Source organism: Pseudomonas sp. SW-3, from assembly GCF_016615645.1.
Lineage (GTDB): Bacteria > Pseudomonadota > Gammaproteobacteria > Pseudomonadales > Pseudomonadaceae > Aquipseudomonas > Aquipseudomonas mandelii.
On record NZ_CP067098.1, the window covers coordinates 1,116,218 to 1,141,651 of the forward strand.

The 25,434-nt window shown below is 57.5% G+C and carries 23 protein-coding genes; 11 read left to right on the top strand and 12 right to left on the bottom strand.

Features of this window, described 5'->3' with window-relative positions:
- Positions 1-20: 20 nt before the first annotated feature.
- The 7 genes from JIO00_RS04885 to JIO00_RS04915 all read right to left on the bottom strand — a co-directional run bounded on the left by JIO00_RS04885 (position 21) and on the right by JIO00_RS04915 (position 4,623).
- Positions 21-1,271: a 2-aminoadipate transaminase gene (locus JIO00_RS04885; protein ID WP_154911866.1), complete on the bottom strand. Its 1,251-nt coding sequence runs from the start codon at positions 1,269-1,271 to the stop codon at positions 21-23.
- A gap of 272 nt (positions 1,272-1,543) precedes the next feature.
- Complete coding sequence (locus JIO00_RS04890; protein WP_077750181.1) at positions 1,544-1,882, bottom strand: HopJ type III effector protein; 339 nt, start codon at positions 1,880-1,882, stop codon at positions 1,544-1,546.
- Positions 1,875-2,171, bottom strand: a complete 297-nt coding sequence (locus JIO00_RS04895; RefSeq protein WP_008150700.1) for a DUF1244 domain-containing protein — start codon at positions 2,169-2,171, stop codon at positions 1,875-1,877. Before JIO00_RS04895 ends, JIO00_RS04890 begins: the two co-directional genes overlap by 8 nt.
- 118 nt (positions 2,172-2,289) lie before the next feature.
- A complete protein-coding gene (folX, locus tag JIO00_RS04900; protein WP_007970304.1) occupies positions 2,290-2,661 on the bottom strand; it encodes a dihydroneopterin triphosphate 2'-epimerase in 372 nt (123 codons plus the stop codon).
- Positions 2,662-2,663: 2 nt separating this feature from the next.
- On the bottom strand, positions 2,664-3,239 hold the full coding sequence (gene folE, locus JIO00_RS04905) for a GTP cyclohydrolase I FolE (protein ID WP_154911865.1): 576 nt from the start codon (positions 3,237-3,239) through the stop codon (positions 2,664-2,666).
- A gap of 22 nt (positions 3,240-3,261) precedes the next feature.
- The gene (gene folM, locus JIO00_RS04910; protein WP_010463235.1) at positions 3,262-3,972 is read right to left on the bottom strand and encodes a dihydromonapterin reductase; all 711 of its coding nucleotides are present in this window, start codon (positions 3,970-3,972) and stop codon (positions 3,262-3,264) included.
- Positions 3,973-4,053: 81 nt separating this feature from the next.
- Positions 4,054-4,623: an antibiotic biosynthesis monooxygenase gene (locus JIO00_RS04915; protein WP_077750183.1), complete on the bottom strand. Its 570-nt coding sequence runs from the start codon at positions 4,621-4,623 to the stop codon at positions 4,054-4,056.
- A gap of 210 nt (positions 4,624-4,833) precedes the next feature.
- Here JIO00_RS04915 and JIO00_RS04920 point away from each other — a divergent pair, with 210 nt between their 5' ends.
- Complete coding sequence (locus JIO00_RS04920) at positions 4,834-5,793, top strand: MerR family transcriptional regulator (protein WP_102594611.1); 960 nt, start codon at positions 4,834-4,836, stop codon at positions 5,791-5,793.
- A gap of 2 nt (positions 5,794-5,795) precedes the next feature.
- Here the strand turns inward: JIO00_RS04920 and JIO00_RS04925 are convergent, their stop codons facing one another.
- Both JIO00_RS04925 and JIO00_RS04930 read right to left on the bottom strand, forming a co-directional pair.
- A complete protein-coding gene (locus tag JIO00_RS04925) occupies positions 5,796-6,401 on the bottom strand; it encodes a hypothetical protein (protein WP_010463228.1) in 606 nt (201 codons plus the stop codon).
- A 54-nt stretch (positions 6,402-6,455) separates the two neighbouring features.
- The gene (locus JIO00_RS04930) at positions 6,456-6,935 is read right to left on the bottom strand and encodes a PAS domain-containing protein (protein WP_010463226.1); all 480 of its coding nucleotides are present in this window, start codon (positions 6,933-6,935) and stop codon (positions 6,456-6,458) included.
- Between the two features lie 99 nt (positions 6,936-7,034).
- Here JIO00_RS04930 and JIO00_RS04935 point away from each other — a divergent pair, with 99 nt between their 5' ends.
- Entirely contained in the window at positions 7,035-7,490 is a 456-nt protein-coding gene (locus JIO00_RS04935) for a flavodoxin (protein WP_083375008.1), read from the top strand.
- Here the strand turns inward: JIO00_RS04935 and JIO00_RS04940 are convergent.
- Positions 7,471-8,367 (bottom strand): LysR family transcriptional regulator, encoded by an 897-nt coding sequence (locus JIO00_RS04940; RefSeq protein WP_010463222.1) that lies wholly within the window; start codon positions 8,365-8,367, stop codon positions 7,471-7,473. The genes JIO00_RS04935 and JIO00_RS04940 overlap by 20 nt on opposite strands.
- Positions 8,368-8,463: 96 nt before the next feature.
- On the opposite strand from JIO00_RS04940, the gene JIO00_RS04945 reads away from it, so the two are divergent.
- The 5 genes from JIO00_RS04945 (at position 8,464) to JIO00_RS04965 (ending at position 12,365) form a co-directional block, all read left to right on the top strand.
- Entirely contained in the window at positions 8,464-8,850 is a 387-nt protein-coding gene (locus JIO00_RS04945; RefSeq protein WP_172792280.1) for a CidA/LrgA family protein, read from the top strand.
- Entirely contained in the window at positions 8,840-9,526 is a 687-nt protein-coding gene (locus JIO00_RS04950) for an LrgB family protein (RefSeq protein ID WP_010463218.1), read from the top strand. Before JIO00_RS04945 ends, JIO00_RS04950 begins: the two co-directional genes overlap by 11 nt.
- 131 nt (positions 9,527-9,657) lie before the next feature.
- A complete protein-coding gene (locus JIO00_RS04955; protein WP_010463216.1) occupies positions 9,658-10,440 on the top strand; it encodes a class II aldolase/adducin family protein in 783 nt (260 codons plus the stop codon).
- Positions 10,440-11,342: an alpha/beta fold hydrolase gene (locus JIO00_RS04960; protein ID WP_010463214.1), complete on the top strand. Its 903-nt coding sequence runs from the start codon at positions 10,440-10,442 to the stop codon at positions 11,340-11,342. The genes JIO00_RS04955 and JIO00_RS04960 overlap by 1 nt, the downstream gene beginning before the upstream one ends.
- A gap of 111 nt (positions 11,343-11,453) precedes the next feature.
- On the top strand, positions 11,454-12,365 hold the full coding sequence (locus JIO00_RS04965) for an SDR family oxidoreductase (protein WP_010463212.1): 912 nt from the start codon (positions 11,454-11,456) through the stop codon (positions 12,363-12,365).
- A gap of 41 nt (positions 12,366-12,406) precedes the next feature.
- Here JIO00_RS04965 and JIO00_RS04970 read toward each other — a convergent pair whose 3' ends face one another.
- Together JIO00_RS04970 and JIO00_RS04975 are read right to left on the bottom strand one after the other, a co-directional pair.
- On the bottom strand, positions 12,407-12,667 hold the full coding sequence (locus JIO00_RS04970; protein ID WP_010463210.1) for a bacteriocin immunity protein: 261 nt from the start codon (positions 12,665-12,667) through the stop codon (positions 12,407-12,409).
- Between the two features lies 1 nt (position 12,668).
- Positions 12,669-14,975 (bottom strand): S-type pyocin domain-containing protein, encoded by a 2,307-nt coding sequence (locus JIO00_RS04975; RefSeq protein WP_234452938.1) that lies wholly within the window; start codon positions 14,973-14,975, stop codon positions 12,669-12,671.
- A gap of 665 nt (positions 14,976-15,640) precedes the next feature.
- Here JIO00_RS04975 and JIO00_RS04980 point away from each other — a divergent pair.
- The 4 genes from JIO00_RS04980 (at position 15,641) to JIO00_RS04995 (ending at position 25,407) form a co-directional block, all read left to right on the top strand.
- On the top strand, positions 15,641-17,434 hold the full coding sequence (locus tag JIO00_RS04980; RefSeq protein ID WP_042932362.1) for a DUF1302 domain-containing protein: 1,794 nt from the start codon (positions 15,641-15,643) through the stop codon (positions 17,432-17,434).
- A gap of 23 nt (positions 17,435-17,457) precedes the next feature.
- Positions 17,458-18,825, top strand: a complete 1,368-nt coding sequence (locus JIO00_RS04985) for a DUF1329 domain-containing protein (protein ID WP_077750189.1) — start codon at positions 17,458-17,460, stop codon at positions 18,823-18,825.
- A 140-nt stretch (positions 18,826-18,965) separates the two neighbouring features.
- Positions 18,966-21,521, top strand: coding sequence for a LuxR C-terminal-related transcriptional regulator (locus JIO00_RS04990; protein ID WP_200667756.1), 2,556 nt, complete (start codon positions 18,966-18,968; stop codon positions 21,519-21,521).
- Between the two features lie 388 nt (positions 21,522-21,909).
- Positions 21,910-25,407, top strand: a complete 3,498-nt coding sequence (locus JIO00_RS04995) for a dermonecrotic toxin domain-containing protein (RefSeq protein WP_200667757.1) — start codon at positions 21,910-21,912, stop codon at positions 25,405-25,407.
- The last annotated feature ends 27 nt before the right edge of the window (positions 25,408-25,434 follow it).

Genomic DNA, 25,434 nt, shown 5'->3' on the forward strand with positions numbered 1-25,434 from the left:
TCCCGGAACGCACTTCGCTGTCAGGACAGTCTTGCCAGGCACGCCTCGAGGATATCCAGCCCTTCCTCCAGCACCGTCGCCTCGGTGGTCAACGGCGCCAGCAGCCGAATGATGTGCCGTGATTTGCCGCTCGGCATCAACAGCAGACCCGCGTCACGCGCCAACGCCAGCAATTGTGTGAGCTGCGCCGAGGCGGGGGAGCCGTTGGCATGGGTCAACTCGATACCGCGCATCGCACCGACGCCGGTCAAACGACCCAGATACGGTGAAAGTTTGCTTGCGCGCCAGGACTCGTAACGGCTGACAATCGCTTCTTCCTGTTGCGACCCCCAGGCTTGCAGGTTGGCATCCGTCATTTCATCCAGCGTTGCCAATGCGGCGGCGCAGGCGATGGGGTTGCCGGAATAGGTGCCGCCCAGTCCACCTTTGGGCAAGGTGTCGAGCAGCGACTTGCGCCCGACTACCGCGCCCAGTGGCACGCCGCCGGCGATGCTTTTGCCCAGCAGGATCAGGTCCGGCTCGATGCCCAGGCGCGAAAAGGCAAAGCGCTCGCCGGTGCGGCCGAAGCCGGACTGGATTTCATCGGCGATCAGCAGAATATTTTTTTCATCGCAGAACGTGCGCAGCGCCTGTGCGAACTCGACATCCATCGCCAGAAATCCCGCTTCACCTTGAACCGGTTCGACGATAAAACAGGCCACGTCATTGACGTCGATTTCGACGCTGAACAGTCGATCCATCGCCTTCAGCGCTTCGGCGCAGGTCACGCCGTTGTCCTTGCTTGGAAAGGGCAGGTGATACACAGGCCCCGGCAGCGCGCCGACTTTCTGTTTGTACGGTGCGACTTTGCCGTTGAGGTTGAGGGTGGCGAGCGTGCGGCCATGGAAGGCACCGTCGAAGGCAATGACGGCTGTGCGACCGGTCGAGCCGCGGACGATCTTCAGGGCGTTTTCCGCCGCTTCTGCGCCGCTGTTGGTGAGCATGCCACTGACAGCGTAGTCCACCGGAATGAACGCCGACAGGCGATCCATCAGTTCGATGTAGGGCACATGCGGTGCGGCGTTGAACGCGTAGTGCGTCAGCCGCGTGGCTTGTTCGCGAATGGCCTCGACGATGCGCGGATGGCAATGGCCGAGGTTCAGTACGCCGATGCCGCCGACGAAGTCGATGTAGCGTTTGCCATCGGTGTCCCAGACCTCGGCGTTTTTGCCGTGGCTGAGCGTGACGGGATGAACGACGTTGATCGACTGGCTGATGGTTTCGCTGCTCATGGATGACCGACTCTGAAGAAGGGATGCTTCTTTTTATCTAAGCCGTGAGCAGTGGGTGGGGGCAAACGAAATAAAGTGGACGGGTCAATCTTAAAAGTCGGGATGTGTGCGAATAAGAGATGGGCAGGCAAAGCGTAACCTGTGGCGAGGGAGCTTGCTCCCGCTGGGTCGCGCAGCGGCCCCAAAAAAGAGGGACCGCTACGCAGTCCAGTGGGAGCAAGCTCCCTCGCCACAGGTTCTGTGTCGCTCGTGAAGTGTTTCGCGGACTTTGATTAACGGCGAGTCAGCGGCTGTTGGGTGAATTTCACGCCCGCCAGACCCTGCGCAATCAACGCACGAATGTTGCCGTGGTCGTTGCCTTCAGGCGTGGCCACGACCGAGCGGTAATGCTCGCCAAAGGCCAACAGCGCCTCTTCATCGGTCAGGCCTTCCAGCAGCGCCAGGCCCAGGGTCTTGCACGAACCTTCGTTCTGCCCGGCGGCGTTTTCCACGCCGCCGTTGTTGAAAGCCTGAGGCTGGTAGTCGTAACCCGTGGCGATGAACGCCAGGGTGTCGGCGAAAACATGCTCACCGCTCTTGAGGCTGGCGCGCAGGGTGTTCAAATCACTCATTGGGTTTTCCTTTGGCGAACGCCGCTTGTTGTTCGGCGTTGGCTTCTTGCTGGTATTGGGCTTTCCACTCGGCGTAAGGCATGCCGTAAACCACTTCGCGAGCGTCATCGAGGCTGACCTCGATCTGGCGTTCGTCGGCGGCGGCCTTGTACCACTTGGACAGGCAGTTGCGGCAGAAGCCCGAGAGGTTCATCAGGTCGATGTTCTGCACGTCCTTGCGGCTGTCCAGGTGGGCGACCAGCCGGCGAAAGGCGGCGGCTTCAAGTTCCAGGCGTTGTTGATCGGTCATGTGGGCCTCTGCGAGGCAGCTTCGAGCGGTAAGCTTCAAGCTGCAAGATGGGTTGCGATGGCTTGTAGCTTAACGCCTGAAGCTTGAAGCTTGAAGCTTGAAGCTTGAAGCTTGAAGCTTAGCGGCTTGCAGCGAGCGTAATCGACACCGACTCGGCGAATCGCAGGGCGTGGGGTTTGTCGACTTCAACTTCCGCGTACAACACCGACGCGTTGGCCATGACCAGATCGAGGATCTCCTGGGTCAGGCGTTCGAGCAGGGCGAAGCGATTGCCTTCCACGTGGGCGATGATCGCCTTGGTGATGGTCCGGTAATTCAGCGCGTGATCGATGTCGTTGTCACGCACCGCTTCCTGAGCGGCATACAGGATGGTCAGGTTGATCAGTACATCCTGCTTGTTGAGGATTTCATCCTCGTTGATCCCGATGAAGGTCCGCAGGCACAGGTCCTTGACCCGGATGCGTGCCATTCCTGGTTGAAGTTGTGGCATTGCTACTTGCTCCGTCCAATCAATTGCAGGAACTCCTGGCGGGTGGTGCTCGACTCGCGGAAGGCGCCGAGCATCACCGAGGTGTTCATGGTCGAATTCTGTTTCTCGACGCCGCGCATCATCATGCACATATGCCTGGCTTCGATGACCACCGCGACACCGGCCGCGTCAGTCACCTGTTGCACCGCATCGGCGATCTGTCGGGTGAGGTTTTCCTGTATCTGCAGGCGGCGGGCGAACATGTCCACCAGCCGCGCGATCTTCGACAGGCCCAGCACCTTGCCCGTCGGAATATAAGCCACATGGGCCTTGCCAATGAAGGGCAGCAGGTGATGTTCGCACAACGAATACAGTTCGATGTCGGCGACGATGATCATCTCGTCGGTGTCTGACGCAAACAGTGCGCCGTTGACGATCTCCTCGACACTCTGGTCGTAGCCGTGGCAGAGGTACTGCATGGCTTTGGCTGCGCGAACCGGGGTGTCTTGCAGTCCTTCGCGGTCGGGGTTTTCGCCGAGACCGATGAGAATTTCGCGATAGCTCTCGGACAGGGCTTTCTGGTGCAGGGATAACGTCATGGAACATCCTCGCGGGGGCTGCTTATTTGAGGTGCCGTCCGCCATTGACGGTCAGGGTCGTGCCAGTGACATAAGGGTTGTCGAGCAAATAACGCAGGCTCTGGTAGATCACTTCGCTGCCGGGTTCGATGCCCAGCGCGGACTTGGCCAGGGCCTTGGCGCGGTACGCCGCGTTGTCGTCGGGGTTGAACATTAGCAGGGCTGGCGCGATACCGTTGACCTTGATTGTCGGCGCGTATTTCGCGGCGAAGGACAGGGTGAGGCTGTCGAGCCCGGCTTTGCTGGCGCAGTAGCCAATGTGTTTGCTGCTGCCCTTGCGGGTCACGTCATCGCTGATGTGCACGATGTCGGCGGGGCTTGAGCGTTCGAGCAAGTCGGCACAGTGCAGGTTGATCAGGTAGGGCGCCAGCATGTGCACGCTGAACATGCGGGTGAAGGCCTCGGCGTCGGTGTCCGGGGTTTCGGCCAGCCATTCGGAAGCGTTGTGGACAATGGCTCGCAGGCTGTCGGTGTGGGTTTTCAGTTGGGTGATGAACGCGAGGATCCCCGCTTCAGTGGAGAAGTCGGCAAATACCGCGGTGGCGCCCAGGTCGCGCAATGTCTGCACGCCTGGGCGTTCGCTGCGGTAACTGAAGATCACCGGATGGCCGTCTTCGAGCAAACGCTGCGCACAGTGCAGGCCGACACGCTGGCCGGCACCGGTGATGAGGATCGGAGCTGCGGAAGAGGTCATGAACGGCTCGCGTCGCGGTAAGAGCAAAACTATACCAGCGCGCAGCGGCATTCACCTATTGCGGGGCTCCCACAAGGGGGATCAGTGGTTTTGGGGAGTGGGCTTGGCGGGCAACGGGCGTGCTGGCGTGCTGTTCAACCAGCTGGCCAGCAGGCGGGTCGATAGTGGAATGAAGAAGTAGACCATCAACGGCGTCAGGCACAAGGTGCTGATGAGCACGCGGGGCAGCAGGCTCATGTCGTCGAGCAACGGCCCCATTACAAAGTTGAACAGCAGGGAAACCGGAAAGAATGCCAGCCAGATTGCCACCGCCTGCTTCCAGCGGGGTGGGCGCTGGCCGACCGCGCCGAACCAGCCTTCAATGCCACTCACGCGATGTTCCGTCTTGTGCGCAAACAGATCGCTGCCGCGCGCCAGCCATGCGGTACGCGAAGCGGAATGCTCCCAGGCGTGCATGGTTTGCTCGTTGGCAAAGCGGAAAATAATCTGGAATTCGTTATCGCCGGGCGGCGGAGCGAGCACACCTGAGCCGAGATAACCGGGGAAGTCGGTGGCCAGTTGTTCGCCTTCGCGCAACCAGGCCATCAGGTCCTGATAACGCCCATCGGCGACGCGGCGCGCAACCATCAGCGTGACGGGTGAGGTAGACATGGTGAATCTCCGTATAACAGATGCGTCACTCCGGGTAAGAGTTTCGCCAGGCGCAGCGCCGGGGTGATGGGCTGCGTCTTGAGACAAGCAAGGATTATTCCTGATTCTGACGGATACGCCAGCGACATTCGTCGTTTATCAGTCTTGAACAAGCATGGGGTGGAAGAGTTAGAATGGGATCCAATTTTGCGCGCGGACTTCAATTGCCACATGCCTGTCCTGACTGAAGGTGTCCCAGATTTGCAGCGAGGAGCTGCACTGGAACAGGAAGAGCTGTTTCCCATCCGTGAAGTAGCGCGCCTGACGGGTATCAACCCCGTTACGTTGCGGGCATGGGAGCGACGATATGGCCTGATTCAGCCCACACGCACCGAAAGCGGGCATCGGCTGTACTCGATGGCGGATATCGAAAAGGTCCGCAGCATTCTCGGCTGGATTGATCGCGGCGTCGCGGTCAGCAAGGTCGGCAAGATACTGGCCAAGACCGAGCCGCTAAAAGCCCTGGCGAAAATCATTCCCGACGAACTCGTTCAAGCCGACTACGCCCAGTGGCAGCAGGAGGTTCAGGTGGCGGTGACGGCGTTTGACGAGGTTAAGCTGGAGCAAGTCTATGGACAGATTTTTTCCAGTTACCCCCTGACCGTGGTGTTCCAGGACATCCTGATGCCGATCTGGAAGCTGATGCTGCAGCGCCATCACGCGTTCGGTCAGACCAGCGAATGGCTGTTTCTGGATGGTTTCCTGCGTTCTCGCGTGTTGCAGCGCATGTTGCTGGTGCGCGTCATGCAGCCTCGACGCGTGATTGTCTGCGCCTTGGCCGATCAGGCTCATGAACTCGAAGTGCTGGTCACGGCGCTGTACCTGAGCAGTGTCGACTCGGCTATTCAACTGCTGTCGATCGGTCAGCCCTTCGACGAGTTGACCCTGGTTTGCGAGCGTATCAAGCCCACGGCACTGGTGCTGGTGTCCAACCACGCGCCGGCCCCCGAGTTGCCTCGACGTCTGAATCGACTGGCCTTGAGCCTGGATTGTCAGTTGCTGCTGGCTGGCGATGCGTCGGACCTGGCACAGGACAGCCTGGCCGGATCGTCGATCGGTTGTCTGGGAAATGAGGGGATGGTGATGCGTCAGCGTTTGAAACAGTTCCTGGCAGGAAACCTGGATACCTGAGATCAGATGTGCAGGGCGGGATGTGTCAGACGATGTTGCTGAAGGATGTACTGACGCAGACGTTCGGTCTCATCCTTGTCGCTCTGGCTTAATTCGTAAGCGTAGAAACCTTGCTCGGTTTCACGCTCGAAGGTGCCGCGCAATGCAATCCGCTCATAGCCTGACGGACTGAACCACAACGCGAAGTGTTTGGGCGGTTTGGTCTTGTTGCGAACTTCCAGCAAAACCCCTTTGAACGATATTTCATGCACCCACATCGTGCCGGGCTGGCCTTTGGCATTTTCCAGCGCCACCGGCTCTTCAAGCGTCAGGCGCCATGGTCGTACCATTGGCCCGTCTTCATAAATACTCGGCACGCCCAGACGCAAATGCAGCGCATGAAATTCGTCTTCCACCAGATGCAGCGGAAAGGTCATTTGCTGGTTTTCGAAGTTGGCCTGGATGGTGACTTGCTCATGGGCCGCCAGGCGCGTGAGCAAATCACGGATTTGCGATCCACCGTTGACGAGCAGACTCGACGTCGCATCCCGCACATTGAGCTGGGGGTTGTGTTGCATGGTCTGGATGAAATCCAGCTCATCCTGTGTCAGGAGTGCGTCGCGTTGCATGGCTTGCTCGAAAGGAATAGTTACAAAGTCATCGGTGATTGTAGTTAATGACCATTAATTCGCTGTTTTGTTTTTACCGTTCGTCGCTTTCAGCGCGGCAAGCTCGGCCTGCATCTCAGCCAATTGTGCTTCCAGTTGCGCAACTCGCTGCTGTGCCTTGACCTGCACCGTAACGTCTTTCTGCACGCCTACAAAATAAGTTTGCCCATCGCTTTCGTTCTTCACTGTAGAAAGGGACAGTTCATTCCAGAACGGGGTGCCGTCCTTTCGGTAGTTTCTTAGGATTTCCCGGCAGGAGCCGCCAAGGGTCAACGCTTTGCGAATCGCGGTGAGGGCTTCTTTTTGATCCCGGTCACCGGCCTGCAGGAAACGGCAATCCTGGTAAAGAATTTCTTCGCTGGTGTAACCCGTCAGCCGCTCGAACGCCGGGTTTACGTAAATCAGGATGTTGTCCTGGTCACCTTCCTTTTCGGCAATCACGATGCCGTCGTTGGAGGCGTTGATTACCATTTGCAACAGTTGAGCGTTGATCATCGGAGAATCCTTTCCGTATTGATAGGGATTTGCATTCTAAAAGATCAAACGAGCCCGTGCTGTTAATATCTGTGTCTTTTACAGCTTCAGGATCGATTGATGAAAGTTGCCATCATTTCCGGCTCGGTGTACGGCACGGCAGAAGAAGTTGCCCGCCACGCCGCCTCTCTTTTAAACGGCGCGGGTTTCGAAACCTGGCACAACCCGCGCGCGACACTGGCCGATGTCCAGGCCTTCGGCCCGGAAGCATTTCTGGCGGTGACGTCGACCACCGGCATGGGTGAATTGCCGGATAACCTGCAACCCCTGTATTCGATGATCCGTGACCATTTACCTGCTGCCTGGCGCGGTTTGCCGGGGGTGGTGATCGGCTTGGGCGATGCAAGTTACGGCGATACGTTCTGCGGCGGCGGCGAGCAGATGCGTGAGTTGTTCGCCGAACTGGGCCTGCGTGAAGTGCTGCCGATGTTGCGTCTGGACGCCAGCGAAAGTGTGACTCCGGAAACCGATGCCGAGCCTTGGCTGGCCGAGTTGATCAGGGTGCTGCGGAGCTGACCGGCCGCTCGCGCAGCAGGGCAAGCCAGGCTTGTGCAGCCTTCGACAAGTACGCACCCTGCCGCCAGATAAAGGCAATGTCCCAGCGTAACGAATCCGGGGCATTCAAGGTCAGGCGCACCACGCCTGGCCGCACCAGCCCACGCGCCACCACGCTGGGCAGCAGCACCACGCCTTGGCCGGCGGCCACCAGTGCGGCAAGAAAATCCGCCTGGCCGCTGCGCCCACCCTCCTTGGGTGTGAACCCTAGCTGATGACAAGCCTGCAGCAACCGGTCGTTGAGCACGAAGCTGCGCTGATACAGCAGAAACGGCGTATCGGCCAATTCCTCCAGTCCGATCACTGTCTTGGTCGCCAACGGATGATCGGCGGGCAGCAGCGCATCCAGCGGCTCATCGCAGAAAGGCTGAAAGGCGAACTGCGGATCCTTCGGCAACAGACTGCCACCGAGTTCGAGCTCACCACTCAACACCGCCTGTTCGATGTTCAGGCTACCGCCCTCCAGTAACTGAATGCTGATGTTCGGGTAGCGCCGCCGGTACTCGGCAAACAGCCCGGCGAACAGCGCGTCACTGCCCAGCAGCGGCAGTCCCAGACGCAATTCCCCGCGAGCCAGTTGGCTCAAATCGTCCAACTCACTGAGCAACTCGTTGCGCAGCCGCAGCATGCCTTCGGCCCGTTGCAGCACCACGCTGCCGGCGGCGGTCAGGCGCAGCTGCGACCCCAAACGTTCGAGCAACGGTGTGCCCAGACTTTGTTCCAGCTGAGCGACCTGCTTGCTCACCGCTGATTGGCTGATGTGCAGAGTCTTGGCGGCTTGGGTGAAACCCCCTTGGTGCATCACTTCGACGAAGCTGCGTAGCTGCTTGAATTCCATGCGCCTGATTCCAGATTGGAATAGAGCCGAGTCTAACAATTCGTTTCGGGGATAGCAGCCCGCTCCGTAAAATGAGCATCTGTGAGGACCGAAACCATGAATTCATCCATCTTCAAACGCCTGGCTCGATTGACCGCTGAACTGGCCGTGCTGCTCGGCATCTACCTGCTCGGCTGCGAAATTGCCGCGCGGTTGGCTTGGCCGATCCCGGGTGGCGTCATCGGCATGGCGCTGTTGCTGCTGGCTTTTGCGGTTGGCGGGATCAAACCGGCGGCGTTGCAAATGGGGGCCGGTCTGTTGATGGCCGAGATGCTGCTGTTTTTTATCCCGGCGCTGATGAGCCTGCTCGATTACGGCAGCCTGATGCGCGACGACGGTTGGCGGATTCTGCTGGTGATCGGCGTGAGTACGCTGATGGTGATGCTGGTCACCGCGTTTACCGTGGAAGGGGTGGTGCGGTTGCGGAGGTCCCATGAAGCTTGAGCTGATGCCGATGTTCTGGCTGGCCTTCACGCTGTCGGCCTATTTATTCAGTCGCTGGATCTACCGGCGCACCGGGCGTTATCTGCTGTCGCCGCTGATTCTGGTTCCGGCGCTGCTGCTGGCCCTCGCTGTGCCGCTGCATACCGCGTACTCGGAGTATTCGAGCAACACCCATTGGCTGATGTGGGTGCTGGGGCCGGTGACCGTCGCGTTCGCCGTGCCGATCTGGCAACAGCGGCAGATGCTGATGCGGTATTGGTCGGCGTTGTTGCTCGGAATGCTGGCGGGCAGTGCGGCGTCCATCGGCACCTCGTTCGGTCTGGCCAAGGCGCTGGCGCTGGACAGTTCGGTGACGATGTCGCTGGTGCCACGCTCCATCACCACGCCGTTTGCCATGCCGCTGGCTCACGACCTCGGTGGCGTGCCGGAACTGACGGCGGTGTTCGTGATGTTCACTGGCGTGTTCGGGGCGATGCTCGGCGGCATTCTGCTGAAGTGGCTGCCGTTGCGCAGCGCCCTTGCGCGCGGTGCGTTGTTTGGCGTCGGCGCGCACGGTGCCGGTGTCAGTCGGGCCCATGAAGTGGGCGGTGAGGAAGGCTCGGTTGCGGGGCTGGTCATGGTGCTGACAGGGCTTTTGAACCTGTTTGCCGCCCCCTTGTTGGCGGCGGTCCTTTGACATGGATCCAGTCTTTCTCCTGAACTGACTCGTTAGGCCACCAAGCTGGCTGCCAATGCAACTACGCGAAATCCGGGGGCGACTAGACTGCGGTAACGACAGTAAAACTATAAGAACAGGAGGTCCTTGCCGTGAAAGTTGCTCCCGTCCAATCCCCCCAGAGTGTCAAAGACCAGGTCAGTGCCGCCGAGTGGCAGACCCGCGTCGACCTGGCGGCCTGTTATCGTCTGGTGGCCTCCCATGGTTGGGACGATCTGATCTTTACGCATATCTCGGCCAAGGTGCCGGGCACCGAAGATTTCCTGATCAACCCGTTCGGGCTGATGTTTCACGAGATCACTGCGTCGAGTCTGGTCAAGGTCGATCAGGCCGGCAACAAGCTGATGGACAGCCCTTACGAAATCAACCCGGCGGGTTACACCATTCACAGCGCCGTGCATGAAGTGCGTCACGATGTGGTGTGCGTGTTGCACACTCACACCGCTGCGGGTGTGGCGGTGTCGGCACAGAAGCAGGGCATTCTGCCGATCAGTCAGCAGTCATTGTTTGTGCTGTCCAGCCTTGCGTATCACGCCTACGAAGGCGTTGCCCTGAACCATGAAGAGAAGGCGCGCCTGCAAGCCGACCTGGGTGAAAACAATTTCCTGATGCTGCACAACCACGGCCTGCTGACCTGTGGCAGCACCATCGCCGACACGTTCCTGATGATGTTCACCTTTCAGCGCGCCTGCGATATCCAGGTGCTGGCGCAGAATGGTGGCGCCGAGCTGATTGCTATCGAGCCGCAGATTCTGGCGGGCGCCAAGGCGATGATTGCCGGCGTGACCAAAAGTGCTCAAGGGATGGGCGGCGCGTTGGCCTGGCCGGCGTTGCTGCGCAAACTCGATCAACTAGACCCGGGTTATAAATTCTAATGGCACTTGCCGAGATCCCCCTGTGTGTCTGGCGAAAGCGCGGCCAGACGTTCGTATTCCGTGGCCAGACCATCCATTACTGGACGGCGGGGCAGGGTGAGCCGTTGCTGCTCATCCATGGTTTCCCGACCGCCAGTTGGGACTGGCATTACTTGTGGCAACCGCTGGCGCAGCGCTATCGGGTAATTGCCTGCGACATGCTCGGCTTCGGCGACTCGGCCAAACCGGTCAACCATGAATACAGCCTGTTGGAGCAGGCCGATCTGCAACAGGCGCTGCTCGCGCACCTGAACGTCGAACAGCCGGTGCATGTGTTGGCCCACGATTATGGCGACAGCGTGGCTCAGGAGTTGTTGGCCCGGCATTACGAGACGCGCGTCGATATCGCCAGTTGTGTTTTCCTCAACGGCGGCCTGTTTCCTGAAACCCATCGCCCGGTGTTGATGCAAAAACTGTTGCTCAGCCCTTTGGGCTGGATGATCGGGAGAGCTTTTACCCGCGACGGACTGGTGAAAAGTTTCCGGCAGATATTTGGTCCGCACACTCGACCCACCGAAAGCGAGATGGACGATTTCTGGGGCCTGATCGACAGCAATCACGGCCCGCGAATCATGCATAAGCTCATCGCTTATATTCCTGAGCGGCGTGTTCAGCGCGAGCGTTGGGTCAGCGCCATGCAGCGTGGCGAGGTTCCGCTGCGGGTCATCGATGGTGAAGTCGATCCGATTTCCGGTGCGCACATGGTCAAGCGCTATCGGGAACTGGTCCCCAACCCGGACACGGTGCTGCTGCCTGATATTGGCCATTACCCGCAGACTGAAGCGCCGGCACAGGTGCTCAAGCATTATCAGGCGTTTCGGGATCGGCTGATTTCTCCGCCGCGCAGGGCGGCCTGTTCCTGACTATCCCCCAGCCTTATCAAGCACTATTCAGCTTTACCTGTGTTTATTGTGACCAGCAGCCTGGTGCCTGACACTCGGACGTATTGTCCCTGGTCTGCTGGAGTTCCCCCCATGAATGAGTCTGTGCGCTTCGAAGATAAAGTTGTGATCGTCACGGGGGCCGGCGGTGGCCTGGGCCGGGCTCACGCGCTGCTGTTCGCCAAACAGGGCGCCAAAGTGCTGGTCAATGATCTCGGCGGCTCGGCGCAAGGGGAAGGCGCCAACGCCTCGGCAGCCGACCGCGTAGTGGCGGAAATTCGTGAGGCGGGCGGCATCGCCGAAGCCAACCACGACTCCGTTACCGATGGCGACAAAATCGTACAGCATGCCCTCGACGCCTTCGGCCGCATTGATGTCGTGGTCAATAACGCCGGGATCCTGCGCGACAAGACCTTCCACAAAATGGACGACGCCGACTGGGACCTGGTTTACCGCGTCCACGTCGAAGGCGCCTACAAAGTCACCCGCGCCGCCTGGCCGCACATGCGCGAGCAGAACTACGGCCGGGTGATCTTCACCGCATCGACCTCGGGCATCTACGGCAATTTCGGTCAGTCCAACTACGGTATGGCCAAGCTTGGCCTCTACGGCCTGACCCGCACACTCGCCATCGAAGGTCGCAAGAACAACATCCTGGTCAATGCCATCGCACCGACGGGTGGCACCCGCATGACTGAAGGCCTGATTCCGCCGCAAGTGTTCGAGCAACTCAAGCCGGAACTGGTGAGCCCGTTGGTGGTGTACCTGGCCAGTGAAAACTGCCAGGAAACGTCCGGGTTGTTTGAAGTCGGCGGCGGCTGGATGGGCAAGGTGCGCTGGGAACGCAGCCTGGGCGCCGGGTTTGATCCGCGGGTGGGCTTCTCGCCGGAGGATGTGGCGGCGCAGTGGGAGCAGATTTGTGATTTCGAAGGGGCGGCGCATCCGAAGGACAATATTGAGGCGCTTAAAGAGATGATGGGGAATTTGCAGAGGTATTCGATTTAAGAGTGTAAGGGGAGCAAGCATGAATGCTTGCTCCCTTATGTTTATTCTTCGGGTTTGAAGCCTGGTTTGCCATTTATGTTTCGCCAAGATTTAACTTTCGCAACGATAGCTTCGGGTGTTGATTCTTCGTCTGAATCTGCGTAGTAAATCAAGTCGGATCCGTCGGGGTGCTCTGTTAGTTCTTCAAACAAAAGTACTGCATCAATCTGTTCCTTCTCTGTCGGGTATTCTGATTGGCAGATTCTGGAAACGAACTTAAGGAATTCTGTTTCGGTGTAGTCGGAGAGGTCAAAGAGGCTCATGTCATTTATCTCCTTTGTGTATTTCTGAGTGTCGTTTCGGGGTGACGATTCGGATGTTGTCCATGTCAAATATCTCGCCATCTTTTGAAATTTGGTTCACATGGTGTAGCTCAAGTTTTACTTGGCCACCTAATCTGTCCGCTTTACGAGAAAAAGGGGCTCGGCCGTTACTCATTTCTTGAACATTGTTGGCTGTGAATTGTGTCGCCAACTCCAAATCGTCTGAAACCGCTCTCCAGAGCGCTTCCCTGAACGCTCTGAAATTCGAAAACTCCCGTCCCCGAAGTTTATCCGCAATCTGCTTGGGAATCGGTGCACCTCCCGACCGTGACCTCGTCCCTAGCCAGATTCCTGAAACGAACTCTCCATTCCCGCTGGCAATACCAGGATCCTGCCGTCGATCCCTGAGCAGGGTGAAGATCGGTGGAAGGCCTGAGTCGATCGGAAAGACGGTGATGAATCCGCCAAACCCGTAGCGATCCAGCTCTGGAAATGGATTCACTCGTCCGGTGTTGGGAGTGACAGTAGCGCCTTCATAGATCGGCAGATCTGTTTCGGTCAGCGGAAGATCAGTCGAGGGGTTTATGGGTTCCACCAACGGTGTCCAGGTGATGACTGGACCGTTGGCGACAGTGCTGCCCGATACGTAAACATTCTTGCCAGCATCAAAGTGGGCCAGATTCACCGGCACACTGGCGGGAACTGTCACGCCGTCTGTGGTGACAACGACGATCTCAACCCTATGACCTATTGACTTCGAGCCGAGGGTAACCGGCAGGTCGATTGTTCCCCCGGCGACTGCTTGTTCGTACAGATGGGCAGTTGGAACTGGCGAAAGTTCTGACAGCGGAACACTGACAGAAAACAGATCACCGTTACCTAGCCGTGATGGAGCGAAAAGGGCGGCGAATCCTACGAGAACTGGAGCGGCTGCTGTCGCAAGAGTTGCGGTGACAGCGGATACGGCTGTGCGAAGCGCGGTCTTTAACGCCAGAGAGGTCGCAGGGCTATTGCCGATAGTTCCGGTCGTGCCGGTAAACGCTGGGCCGAATGCTGCGGTCGAACCGACATTGGCAAACGTAGGGCTTTGCCACCTGGCCTCCGTTTCCTCTGACCCCAAGAGGCGGGCTTGCTCAAGTTTTCGTCGAGTCTCATCCTCTGCCGTCAGACGACCCTGTTGCCGCTCGCGCTCTTGCGCTTGCCTTTCCTTCAACTGCTGAACTATCAGATTCACCCGTTGAACGTGGCGTTGAGCCACGGCAGTAGCTGAATCAATGACTTTGAGGCGAGTCTCCAGACGCTGTCTTTCCGTCTCTAGCTGCCTTTGTATCTGCTCGATTTGCTGTTCCATTTCAGCTTGGAGACGAGCCTGTTCGGCTGCGAAATGCTGAGCAGCTGCTTTCGCATTAGCCTCAGCCTCGGCCAGGGCTGTATTCAATTCTGCAATACGTGCCTGTTCTTGAGCCTGAGCCTGAGCTTTCGCTTCAAGACGAGCCTGTTCCGCAGCGACCTGCTGCGCCGCTGCTTGCGCCGCAACCCGAGCTTGCTCAGTAGCCACCCGCCGCGCATTTTCCAATGCTGCAAGTCGCGCTTGTTCTCGAGCCCGAGCTGCTGCTTCCTCATTTACGCGCACCAACTCTGCAGCTGCTCGCTGGGCTTGCTCATTGGCCTGCACAGCACTGAGGAAGTTCTGCACATTGACGTTTTGCTGCCTGAGCAATTCGAGACCTTGAGCCAACAATCTTGCATCGTGGGCCGCCCGAAGAGACTGAAACAACGCCTGCATAGCAGCGCCGTCCGGTGTAGGCCTCTTTTCGATAGTTGTAGCCTTCTTCATGAATTCGTTGATGTGCCTGTTAAATGGATCTCCTCCATAAAAAGAATGGGCAATAGCTGTTTTATTGTGGAACTCGGCTGTTTTTCGAGCAGTGAGTCTGTTTCGTACATCCAGTTCGCGAATTATCGATTGTGCAGGTGGAAGTGGATCAGTTGGACCCTCAAGCCGAGTGGCGGCCAGTTCATTTTCAATGGTTTGCGGCAATTGGCTGGACTTGGTTTGATATTCTTGCTCCAGCGCTTGGGAGGTGGCTTTAATGGTATTGAGATTTTGGTAATAAACAGGTATTCCGTGCCCGTGTGGACCCGTTGTGACAATGTTTGATGTTAGAGGCGCGGGTGTCATGTGGTCCGGAGCAACGCCTATCGTATGGATGGGCGTGCGAATATCAAGAGAACCTGGCCTTGGAGGCTTTTGCATATTCATATCCTTTTGAATGTGCATATGGATGACGTGTTGCCAGTCAGCCATTAAAAAATGGTTGTCGGTTATTGCGTCGTGCCATTAAAAATTACAACAGAAGTAGAAAATCCGGGTCCGAGACTTGCGTCAGACCTTACATATAAAGCAGCGAGAAATTTCGATGAGGCAGGAATAAAGGCAGGATTGTCTTTTGCGTAAATAGATATTTCTTATGTTGTTATAGGAAATATCTTGTAGGAATGTCGCCCATAAAAAAGGCCGCTGCAAACGCAGCGGCCAAAGCAAGACGTTGGATCAAGGAGCTACAAATCAACGTCAGTGAACACAGGGCGATCAATCGAAAAAGCGTCGATTCATCTGGATTCTGTCGCCAATGGCGTGGACTGAACACACGCCATCGATTCGCGCTTTCTGGCGGTTTGCCGTGAAAGCCCGGCAAGAATAAGCCGTTGAGCTGAAAGGAAAAACAGCGATTCGCGACATGCACTGTTGCAGTCTGAGCAATAGTCCGACGCGCCACGTCCCCTGTAGCAGCTGCTGCCATGCATTCTGCTGATAGTCCCCCATCCAGCCCATCCATACCCGGCGCAAACCCCCGTCCCATCCGGCCATTCATCCTTTAGAGGTACACCACGAATACCTCCTTGGTGCGCTTATCGCTCCCAACGTGCGGCAGTAGGGTGGGGCCTTCTGTCACTCACCGGGGAAGACGCATGACAAAAACAACAATGCGCGCCATCTTCACACCGCAAGCGCTGGCCGCTGCGGTTGCCTTGGGCTGCTGTGCCCAGGCGCAGGCTGTTGCGTTCAACATTGGCGAAATCGAGGGTACGTTCGACTCCTCGCTGTCCGTCGGCGCGAGTTGGGGCATGCGCGATGCCGATAGATCTTTGGTGGGCACCGTCAACGGCGGGACCGGTCAGTCTTCGACCGGTGATGACGGCCGGCTGAACTTCAAGAAAGGCGAAACCTTCTCCAAGATCTTCAAGGGCCTGCACGACCTCGAATTGAAATACGGTGACACCGGCGTCTTCGTCCGTGGCAAGTACTGGTACGACTTCGAGCTGAAGGACGAAGACCGCGAGTTCAAGCCGATCAGCGACAGTGGCCGCAAGGAAGGCGCCAAGTCCTCCGGTGCGCAGATTCTCGATGCCTTCGTTTATCACAACTATTCCATCGCCGATCTGCCGGGCACCGTGCGTGCCGGCAAGCAGGTGGTGAGTTGGGGTGAAAGTACCTTCATCGGTAACTCGATCAACAGCATCAACCCGATTGACGTCTCAGCGTTCCGTCGGCCGGGCGCCGAGATCAAGGAAGGGCTGATTCCGGTGAACATGCTGTTCGCCTCCCAGGGCCTGACTGATCAGCTCTCGGTGGAAGGTTTCTATCAACTGGAGTGGGACCAGACCGTCGTCGACAACTGCGGCACCTTCTTCGGCAACGACGTGGTGGCGGATGGTTGCAACAACAATTACACCGTCGGCAGTCCGGCGATTGCACCCTTGGCGCCCTTGGCATCGGCTTTCGGTCAGCCACTCCAGGTGACCCGCGAGGGCGTGGTCGTTCCCCGGGGTGGCGACCGTGATGCGCGGGATTCCGGGCAGTGGGGCACAGCATTGCGCTGGCTCGGTGACGACACCGAGTACGGCCTGTATTTCATGAACTACCACAGCCGCACGCCGACGGTCGGCACCACCACGGCCGGCCTGTCGACACTGGCCAGCCTGCCGGGGATGGTGAGTGTGGCCAACCGTCTGGCGCCGGGCAGCGGTGCGGGGCTGGCGCAAAGCGTGATGCTGGGGCGCGGTCAGTACTACCTCGAATACCCGGAAGACATTCGCCTTTACGGCGCGAGCTTCTCCACTACCTTGCCGACCGGCACCGCGTGGAGCGGCGAGATCAGCTATCGGCCGAATGCACCCGTGCAGGTCAGCACCAACGACCTGACCCTGGCCTTGCTCAACCCGATTGCCGGTGGCGCTGCATCACCGATCGCCACCACCCCGGGCGCTGACAACAAAGGCTATCGCCGCAAGGAGATCACGCAGATCCAGAGCACCCTCACGCAATTCTACGATCAAGTGTGGGGTGCCCAGCGCTTGACCCTGGTCGGCGAAGCGGCGGTGGTTCACGTCGGTGGCCTGGAGTCGCGCAGCAACCTGCGTTACGGCCGCGACTCGGTGTACGGCCAGTATGGTTTCGGCGGCGATACCGACGGTTTCGTCACCTCGACCTCCTGGGGCTACCGTGCCCGGGCGATCCTCGATTACGCCAACGTGATCGGCGGGATCAACCTCAAACCCAACCTGTCCTGGTCCCATGACGTCGCGGGTTATGGCCCCAACGGGCTGTTCAACGAAGGCGCCAAGGCCGTCAGCGTCGGTGTCGATGCCGACTACCGCAACACCTATACCGCGAGCCTGAGTTACACCGATTTCTTCGGCGGTGACTACAACACCCTGGAAGACCGCGATTTCCTGGCACTGAGCTTCGGCGTGAACTTCTGATCTGGCTGAGAAGGATGAATTTGATGCGCAAGATGATTCTGCAATGCGGCGCCCTGGCCTTGAGCCTGCTGGCGGCCAACGTGATGGCGGCGGTGTCGCCGGACGAAGCGAACAAACTCGGTACTTCCCTCACGCCGCTCGGCGCCGAGAAGGCCGGTAACGCCGACGGTTCGATCCCGGCGTGGACCGGTGGCCTCCCGAAAAACGCCGGCGCGGTGGACAGCAAAGGCTTCCTGGCTGACCCGTTCGCCAGCGAAAAACCACTGTTCGTGATCACCCCCGCCAACGTCGACAAGTACAAGGACAAACTCTCGGAAGGCCAGGTGGCGATGTTCAAGCGCTACCCGGAAACGTACAAGATCCCGGTTTACCCGAGTCACCGCACCGTGGCCGTGCCACCGGAAATCTACGAGTCGGCCAAGCGCAGCGCGCTGAACGTGAACAGCATCAACGACGGTAACGGCCTGGCCAATTTCACCGGCAACCGCTACTACGCGTTCCCGATTCCGAAGAACGGCGTGGAAGTGTTGTGGAACCACATCACCCGTTATCACGGCGGTAACCTGCGACGCATCATTACCCAGGTGACGCCGCAGACCAACGGCAGCTACACGCCGATCCGCTTTGAGGAAGAGATCGCCGTTCCGCAATTGATGAAGGACCTGGACCCGGAAAAAGCCGCCAACGTGCTGACCTTTTTCAAGCAGTCGGTAACGGCGCCGGCGCGTCTGGCGGGGAACGTGCTGCTGGTGCACGAAACCCTCGATCAGGTGAAAGAACCGCGCCTGGCATGGATCTACAACGCCGGCCAACGTCGCGTGCGCCGCGCCCCGCAAGTCGCCTACGACGGGCCGGGCACTGCCGCTGACGGCCTGCGCACATCCGACAACTTCGACATGTTCTCCGGCGCGCCGGATCGCTATGACTGGAAACTGGTCGGCAAGAAGGAAATGTACATCCCCTACAACAGCTACAAACTCGACTCGCCAAGTCTCAAGTACGACGACATCATCAAGGCCGGCCACATCAACCAGGACCTGACCCGCTATGAGCTGCACCGGGTCTGGGAAGTGATCGGCACGGTCAAGCCGAACGAGCGGCACATTTACGCCAAACGCCACATGTACATCGACGAAGACAGCTGGCAAGTGGCGCTGGTGGATCACTATGACGGTCGCGGTCAACTGTGGCGAGTGGCCGAGGGTCACGCCCAGTATTACTACGATCACCAGACCCAGGCGTACACCCTGGAAGCGCTCTACGACATCATTGCCGGTCGATACATTGCGCTGGGGATGAAGAACGAAGAGAAGCACAGCTTTGAATTCGGCTTCGAAGCCAAGGCGGCGGACTACACGCCATCGGCGTTGCGTGCCGAGGGCGTCCGGTAAGGGCGTTGATACATTCGCAGTGCAGAAGGCGACCGGTGGGTCGCCTTTTTTATGGCTGCCAATCAGCGTTCTGAATACTTCTCAACAAGCGGGTTGGAGAGGGCTAGGGTTGCCGGACAATTATAAATAGGCACGCCGCAATGACCGCCATGACCCCGTGTCTTGACCGTTCTGGATTCCTGCCCCGTCTGTCCTCTCATCACCTGTCGCGTGATCGATTGACCGGTCCCTTGCTAGCGTCCACGTCCCGGGTGAAATTACTCTGCGCGCCCGCCGGCAGTGGCAAGACTGCGCTGCTCGCCGACTGCCTTTTACAGGCGCCGCCGCCATGCCGGGTGTGCTGGTTGCCGTTATCTGGCATAGCGATGAGCACGGTGGATTTTCGTCAGCGAGTGGCAGAAGCGCTGGGGCTGGCTTCGGCAGAAGAGCCGGCGATGCTCGGTGCGCTGGCTCGATTGCAGGTGCCGACCTGGCTGTTTCTCGATGACTATTGCCGCGTTCCGAACCCGGAACTCGATCAACTGCTGGATCGCATGCTGGCCGTCAGCAGCCCGGCGCTGACCTGGTGGCTGGGTGCCCGCCGTCGCCCGCAATGCAACTGGCCGCGGTTGCTGCTCGATGATGAATTGTACGAATGCGAGCGCGCCACGCTGGCCTTCAATCAAACGGAGATTGCCTCGCTGTTGCGCCACCTGACACCGGCCGATGCCAGCACCGCTGCCAGCAAGATTATCCAGCGCAGTGGCGGCTGGTGCGCCGGTGTACGCATTGCGCTGCTGCAAAAATGCGACTGGTCGCGCAACGACCCGCATCACAGCCGACCTGACACATTGCTCGATTACCTCGAGCACGAACTGTTTTCCGGCCTGACCCCGGAGTTGACGGAAGCCTGGCGGGTACTCGCGCATTTGCCACGCTTCAACGCTCGGCTGTGCGATCACCTGTTTGGCGCAGGGGAGGGCGCGCAATGCCTGAAGACGTTGCAGGATCTGGGGTGCTTTATCGAGCCCTGGCAGGACTCCGCTGACTGGCTGCAGATCTTCTCCCCACTCACGCAATTGATGCGCGATGAACAATGGCCGGCCGGACGTTCCTGGCATCGCCGTGCCTGTCAGTGGTTTGCCGCCGAGCAGGACTGGAAAGCTGCGTTCGAACAGGCCTTGCTGGCCGAAGAGTTCGAGGTCGCGGTCAGCCTGTTGCAGCATTTCAGTTTCGAGCATTTATTCGAGGAGCAGACCGTCGTGCTGTTGTTGCGGTTGTACGAGCAACAAGGTGACGCGCTGATGTACGGTTCGCCGCAACTGGTCGGGTTGATCACGGCGGCGTCGTTGTTTGCCGGGCGGTTTGAGCAAGCCGCCGATTGCATCGAGCAGTTGTCACGATTCATCCCGCAGCCCTCGGCGATTCTGCAGCGGCAACTGATCGCACGGTGGCAGGCGCAGCAGGGTTGGCTGCTGCATCTTCAAGGGCGGATGGACAGTTCAAGCGCGCATTTTCTCGATGCGCTGAACGTGCTCGGTCCTGACCTCTGGCCTGTGCGCTTGATGTGCCTGTCGGGTTTGACGCAACAGGCCCTGCTCAGGGGCGAGCTCGAAGTGGCACAAGCCATCAATCGCGATGCGTTGTGCCTGGCGCGTGCGCAAGGCTCGCTGGTTTTCGAAGGGCTGCTGGAACTTGATCATGCGCAATTGCTGGAGCAACGTGGTGCTCCTCAGCGAGCCGACCATTTGCTCGCCAACGTTCAGAACATGCTCACTCAACAGCAGCGGCTTGCCGAACCCCTGCTGGGGCGAATTGCCTTGCACCGTGGGCGCTTGAGTTTGTGCCAGGGCTTGGATACGCAGGCTGTTGCGTGTTTCGAAGCGGGGCTGTCTATCTGTATGCGCAACCACGACAAACGGGTGCTTTACGGTTTCCTCGGTTTGGCGCAGGTGGCGGCCAATCAGCGCGACTATGCCCAAGCATTTGTCTATCTGCGCGAGGCCGAGCGCTTGATGCAGCAACGGCAGATTCCCGACACCGTTTACCGCGGTGTGCTATTGCAGATCAGCAGTCAATTATGGCTACAGCAGGGGCGCCCGGAACTGGCCCATGAGGCGCTCAGTCGAGTACTGCGCCACTATCGTGGCCCGCATGCACGGCAGGCGCCTCCCGCGACCCTGATGTTGATCGCACGGATCGATTATCTGTTGGTGTTGGCAAAGGTCGACCTGCACCAGGCCAAAAACCCGCTGAGCCATTTCGCCGAGGCACTCGAACAATCGCAGCTCGCAGGCATGCTGGCGCTGGAGGTCGAATTGCTGTTCGGCGCAGCCGAAGTCGCGTGGCAGAACGGTGACAGCGTCGGTGCCCGAGATTGGTTGCGCAAAGGGTTGAATCTTTCTGAGCACCATGGGCTTCGCCAAGCGCTTGTTGAGTTGCAATTGCGAAAGCCTGATCTTCTGCCAGTACTGGATGATGGTTGGGATCGTTCGGAAAAAAATCTGCAGGTGAGTGAAGTCAATCCGCTCAGTCAGCGTGAAGTGGAGGTGCTCAAGCTGATTGCTCTGGGCAATTCGAATCAACAAATAGCCGAGCAGTTGTTTATCTCCTTGCATACGGTGAAAACACATGCACGGAGAATTCACGGGAAGTTGGGCGTGGAACGCCGGACTCAGGCGGTTGCGAAAGCCAAGAGTGTCGGTTTATTGGATTGAAGAGCGCAAAACTTTTTATTGAGGGGGGCGCCCACAGAGTGCGAATAGTCGGTTCTGTTTTACGTTGTTTTCAGGTTGGGAAAAATTGCACTGGGAGATGTTTCATCTTATATGTAAGGTCTGGTGTTTTAATGATTGATTGAAGGGTGGAGTGAGGCGGTTGTCACAGTGTAAAACTCAGCGGTGGCTGAGTGCGTCGCTTTGTTGTGAGGGGTACGGTTTCATCTATTTCGTTTTTTCTTTATGTGTCGCTTCTGTGTTTAAGTTGCTTGTACAAATGTTGAAAGATTTTTTGAGTTTTTAATAATAAGGCGATCTGTTTTAGTTTGGTCTCAAGTTAATCGGCAGCAACGTGCCGTTTTTTATGATCAAACTAACGAGATTTCTAATGCAAGACGAGCAAGCAACAAATGCAATGCTGGAACAAGTACGTGAAGCACGTAACAATTTACTCGAAGCACTCAGGAAAATTCCTTCGTTCAAGGCCGTTCTTCAGGTTGTCCTGACGACCGAATTTCAGAAGATGGATTCAGAGGGCTCTATAGCACGCCGTTTTGTAAATCTTCGTTCGGGTGCAAGTCCAACATCTGCGGAACCCACCGGCAACCTGCTAGATGTGTTTTTTGAGTGCTTAAAGCGCGGCAGGCCACCCCAATACACTGCTGATATATATGGGATGTATGAGCTGGATAAGATCGGCACAGAAACCTTCAGGCTGAAATATCTGGATGTGGCAAACGTTGGAAAAATGATCGCCGAACTGATGCAAAACCTGCCTGAGAAATGCAGTTCCGTATTAGGTGAATATTGGCGCGTATCCTCTCTGGTTGATAGTAAAAATCGTCCTTTACCGTCGCCTAAACAGGAGTTGCGCACTCTTCAGGCGCGACTTTTCTGGCGCGAACTGGACCTGGCGGCTAGCGAGAATCTGGTGTCCAAAGGCGACGTCGCGACCATCAATGGTTTAATCGGTTCGGGGCTGCCAAGTACCTGCTATGCCGTCTCGGTTGAAAAACAACAGGGGGTTTTTTCGACGCTGGCATCCACCTTTGTGATTTCTCTTTCTGGCGCTGTTGCAAATGAACTGAATCCAGCAGTCAGTCAAGAGGTTGTTCTTTATTCACCATTCGGTGGATTGGAAAAATTCGGCACCGTAAGTGACCTTCATAAAACGTTGCAACAGCGGTTATCCGATGCGTCAAACCGCACCGAACTTTTGCAGGGGCTGCCGGAGGACGAGCGAGCTCTGGTATCGAGTGTTCCAGCGATTCGCTACGCGAGAATCCTTGAAGATCTGTTTGAGCATTGCAATAACGGCGTGCTGGCGAGGCAAAGTCGTGATGTCATCTATCAAGTACGAAAATTAGTGACCGTCGGCGCGCATACCGAGGCGGCGTGGGTACCGCTGGATTCTGTTCTGTCCATGGATACATTTGTACGCTCTGAAAATGCGCGAAATGTGCTCTTGATCAAGGCGATGCTGGAGAACGCTCGGCCCGAGTGGTTTAAGAAGGCCTATGTCACCAATCAGCAGCTATATGTCGGTCTGGAGAAGAACTTGCTTGAAAGCCAGATTCAGCTTCATGAGTTGACCAAGGACGTGGTGACTCTTGCAGCTTATGCCCGACAGGCCGTGGAGGCGTTTATCTCGCCGGGAACCGACGAGCGAATCGATCCTGACACGGTGTTCGTGAATATTCAGCACTCGGTCAGGATGGCGAATGGCAAACGGGTAGAACACATTGAGCGGAAAACACTGACCCAAGCGTTCATGTATGGGGCACATGATCAGGCAGGGCGCTACACGATTACGCTGGAGAAAAACTATGACCTCGCCAGACTGACGCCTGAAAACATAATGCGAGCCATTGAAACGCTGGATCTGCGTCTGGCGTACAGCCCCGCACGGCAGCGAGTGTATGGCCAGCAGAACGTCAAGGAAGCGATGCGGGAAGTGTTGGGTCGAAAGACGGCTTTGACCCTGTTCGGCGCCATCTTGCAAAAACACGTCACCTCGACTGCGCAGGATATTGTTCAGCGTTACAACTTTGGTGATCCCTCTATTGAAGCGTCTGGGATTGCGTTAAGCGCTTTCTATAACTTTAAGCCCTTGAAGGATCTCATTGTCTACCGGAGGAAAGGAGGAGACTCGAATCTCAAAACGTACGTGCTCTATGCACCGGGCTCCCCGATGAATAAAGACTGGTACGAATTCTCCGATCTGGACAGTCTGCAACGGTATATAGGGTTGTGGGCCCTTGAAGAAGAGGGACGCACCTACCTTCGAACCCAAGTGCATGTGAGTGATCGGCATAACCTGGAACATGAAGTGTTCGGCAAGGAATGGCCGCGTGGTGAACCGAGGGAGAGGATTCAGGGCAGAGCATGGTGGGACCAGGTCAATCTTGTTGCCTGGGTTGAAAGTGAAATGTTAAAGGGCAGTATTCAAAGTGTCCTTGACTGGGAAGACGCGGAAGAAAAGGCCGTCACGCCCCATTGGTACCGAAACGCCCCTACGTCTGATCGCCGGCTGTTCAATCGATTGACCACGGACTTCAAGGCCATCTATAACGCGTCAAAAGACATATTTCATATTGAGGGCTTTCAAAAGTTTTCTCGTGAATTGGTCATGAACCGTTTGAATGAGTATCTGGGCCGGGCGGGCGATCGCCGAATCGATCCTGATCGAGTCATGGTGAAGTTTCATAAAGGCGCAATGACGCTGACACAGTTATTTATCAATTGGCATCTGTGGCGCAGCGATACGAATGTGTTCGAGAAAATCTTGCTGCCTGGATCGAATACGCTTAGAGACAGTATCCGGGTGTCTGAGTTCTGGTGGAAGGACACGGGCGAGCCAATGACTGAGCTGAATTCCAGTACGCTCAATCAGCTAATCGACTTGATGCCAGGCAAGCATTACAGCCATTATCTGAAATCAAACTTTCTATGGACGCCGGATATTGATCTGCGGGCAAACCTGTATCGGGAGCTCAAGAAAAACGAGATGTTCAGGGCGGCACTGACGCAAAAGCTCAATGGCACGTTGCCGTCGGCGCATTATGATTGGCTGATCGAGTCAATCAAGGGGCTGGATCGAGACACAAGGACGCCAGACGGTGTTTCACCCGGCAGTGAACCTGGCGAAGGGGTTTATGAATTCTGGCTTGAAGGTGCCCGCATAGCGAGGGGTTACGTTTTTGGTGAGGGGCATGTGAAGTTTGCCTATATCCCGAATTCGCCTGGCAAGTCCTTTATCTGGGTCGGTGATTTATCCAAGGCTATCCAGAACGATCGACTTTTGGGCGAGCATCTTCGGAGTCTGGCCGGTTTACGTGGGCAGGACAGGGTCGGCGCCTACATCAGCAAGTCCGGAGATCCGCAAGGTTCGCTGCCAGTACCGGGGTTGGGCGGAACCCATCCGGTCTACAACTTCAAGGCCGAGTACGAAAGTCTGATTAATCGAGCACTTGATGATCTGGATGTCCTGACCACCACGCCAGTCGAAGCGTTTTGGCAGGAGACCAAGATTCTTCTCGAAGTGGCATTGGATGTGATCTCGATCTTTGTCCCGCCGGTGGGATTCGCCGTCAGTGTGTTGAAGATCAGTCATTCGATCGTGCAAGGCATCATTGCATCCAGCCATGGGGATTCTGCAGGCGCCAATGCGCATTTTGCTGCCGCATGGCGTGGGGCAATCCTCATGTACCTGGGTAAGGTCGCTTCGGTAGGATCGGCGGCCTCTGCACTTGGTCTGCTGTCCACAATCAGGGATCTGACCGACGTGCTCTCGGCCGTCACGGGCGTTCCGGTTGGAATCAGTTATGTCACTGCGGTGGCTGTGCCGCACTGGACCCCCGAGAGTTCGACCCGCGTGATCGGTTGATGGTCGGGACCCACATCAAGGCGTTAT

Coding starts and splice junctions, on each gene's coding strand:
- JIO00_RS04885 (WP_154911866.1), bottom strand. CDS start 1,271: ATGAGCAGCGAAACCATCAGCCAGTCGATCAACGTCGTTCATCCCGTC.
- JIO00_RS04890 (WP_077750181.1), bottom strand. CDS start 1,882: ATGAGTGATTTGAACACCCTGCGCGCCAGCCTCAAGAGCGGTGAGCAT.
- JIO00_RS04895 (WP_008150700.1), bottom strand. CDS start 2,171: ATGACCGATCAACAACGCCTGGAACTTGAAGCCGCCGCCTTTCGCCGG.
- folX (WP_007970304.1), bottom strand. CDS start 2,661: ATGCCACAACTTCAACCAGGAATGGCACGCATCCGGGTCAAGGACCTG.
- folE (WP_154911865.1), bottom strand. CDS start 3,239: ATGACGTTATCCCTGCACCAGAAAGCCCTGTCCGAGAGCTATCGCGAA.
- folM (WP_010463235.1), bottom strand. CDS start 3,972: ATGACCTCTTCCGCAGCTCCGATCCTCATCACCGGTGCCGGCCAGCGT.
- JIO00_RS04915 (WP_077750183.1), bottom strand. CDS start 4,623: ATGTCTACCTCACCCGTCACGCTGATGGTTGCGCGCCGCGTCGCCGAT.
- JIO00_RS04920 (WP_102594611.1), top strand. CDS start 4,834: ATGCCTGTCCTGACTGAAGGTGTCCCAGATTTGCAGCGAGGAGCTGCA.
- JIO00_RS04925 (WP_010463228.1), bottom strand. CDS start 6,401: ATGCAACGCGACGCACTCCTGACACAGGATGAGCTGGATTTCATCCAG.
- JIO00_RS04930 (WP_010463226.1), bottom strand. CDS start 6,935: ATGATCAACGCTCAACTGTTGCAAATGGTAATCAACGCCTCCAACGAC.
- JIO00_RS04935 (WP_083375008.1), top strand. CDS start 7,035: ATGAAAGTTGCCATCATTTCCGGCTCGGTGTACGGCACGGCAGAAGAA.
- JIO00_RS04940 (WP_010463222.1), bottom strand. CDS start 8,367: ATGGAATTCAAGCAGCTACGCAGCTTCGTCGAAGTGATGCACCAAGGG.
- JIO00_RS04945 (WP_172792280.1), top strand. CDS start 8,464: ATGAATTCATCCATCTTCAAACGCCTGGCTCGATTGACCGCTGAACTG.
- JIO00_RS04950 (WP_010463218.1), top strand. CDS start 8,840: ATGAAGCTTGAGCTGATGCCGATGTTCTGGCTGGCCTTCACGCTGTCG.
- JIO00_RS04960 (WP_010463214.1), top strand. CDS start 10,440: ATGGCACTTGCCGAGATCCCCCTGTGTGTCTGGCGAAAGCGCGGCCAG.
- JIO00_RS04965 (WP_010463212.1), top strand. CDS start 11,454: ATGAATGAGTCTGTGCGCTTCGAAGATAAAGTTGTGATCGTCACGGGG.
- JIO00_RS04970 (WP_010463210.1), bottom strand. CDS start 12,667: ATGAGCCTCTTTGACCTCTCCGACTACACCGAAACAGAATTCCTTAAG.
- JIO00_RS04975 (WP_234452938.1), bottom strand. CDS start 14,975: ATGGCTGACTGGCAACACGTCATCCATATGCACATTCAAAAGGATATG.
- JIO00_RS04980 (WP_042932362.1), top strand. CDS start 15,641: ATGACAAAAACAACAATGCGCGCCATCTTCACACCGCAAGCGCTGGCC.
- JIO00_RS04985 (WP_077750189.1), top strand. CDS start 17,458: ATGCGCAAGATGATTCTGCAATGCGGCGCCCTGGCCTTGAGCCTGCTG.
- JIO00_RS04990 (WP_200667756.1), top strand. CDS start 18,966: ATGACCGCCATGACCCCGTGTCTTGACCGTTCTGGATTCCTGCCCCGT.
- JIO00_RS04995 (WP_200667757.1), top strand. CDS start 21,910: ATGCAAGACGAGCAAGCAACAAATGCAATGCTGGAACAAGTACGTGAA.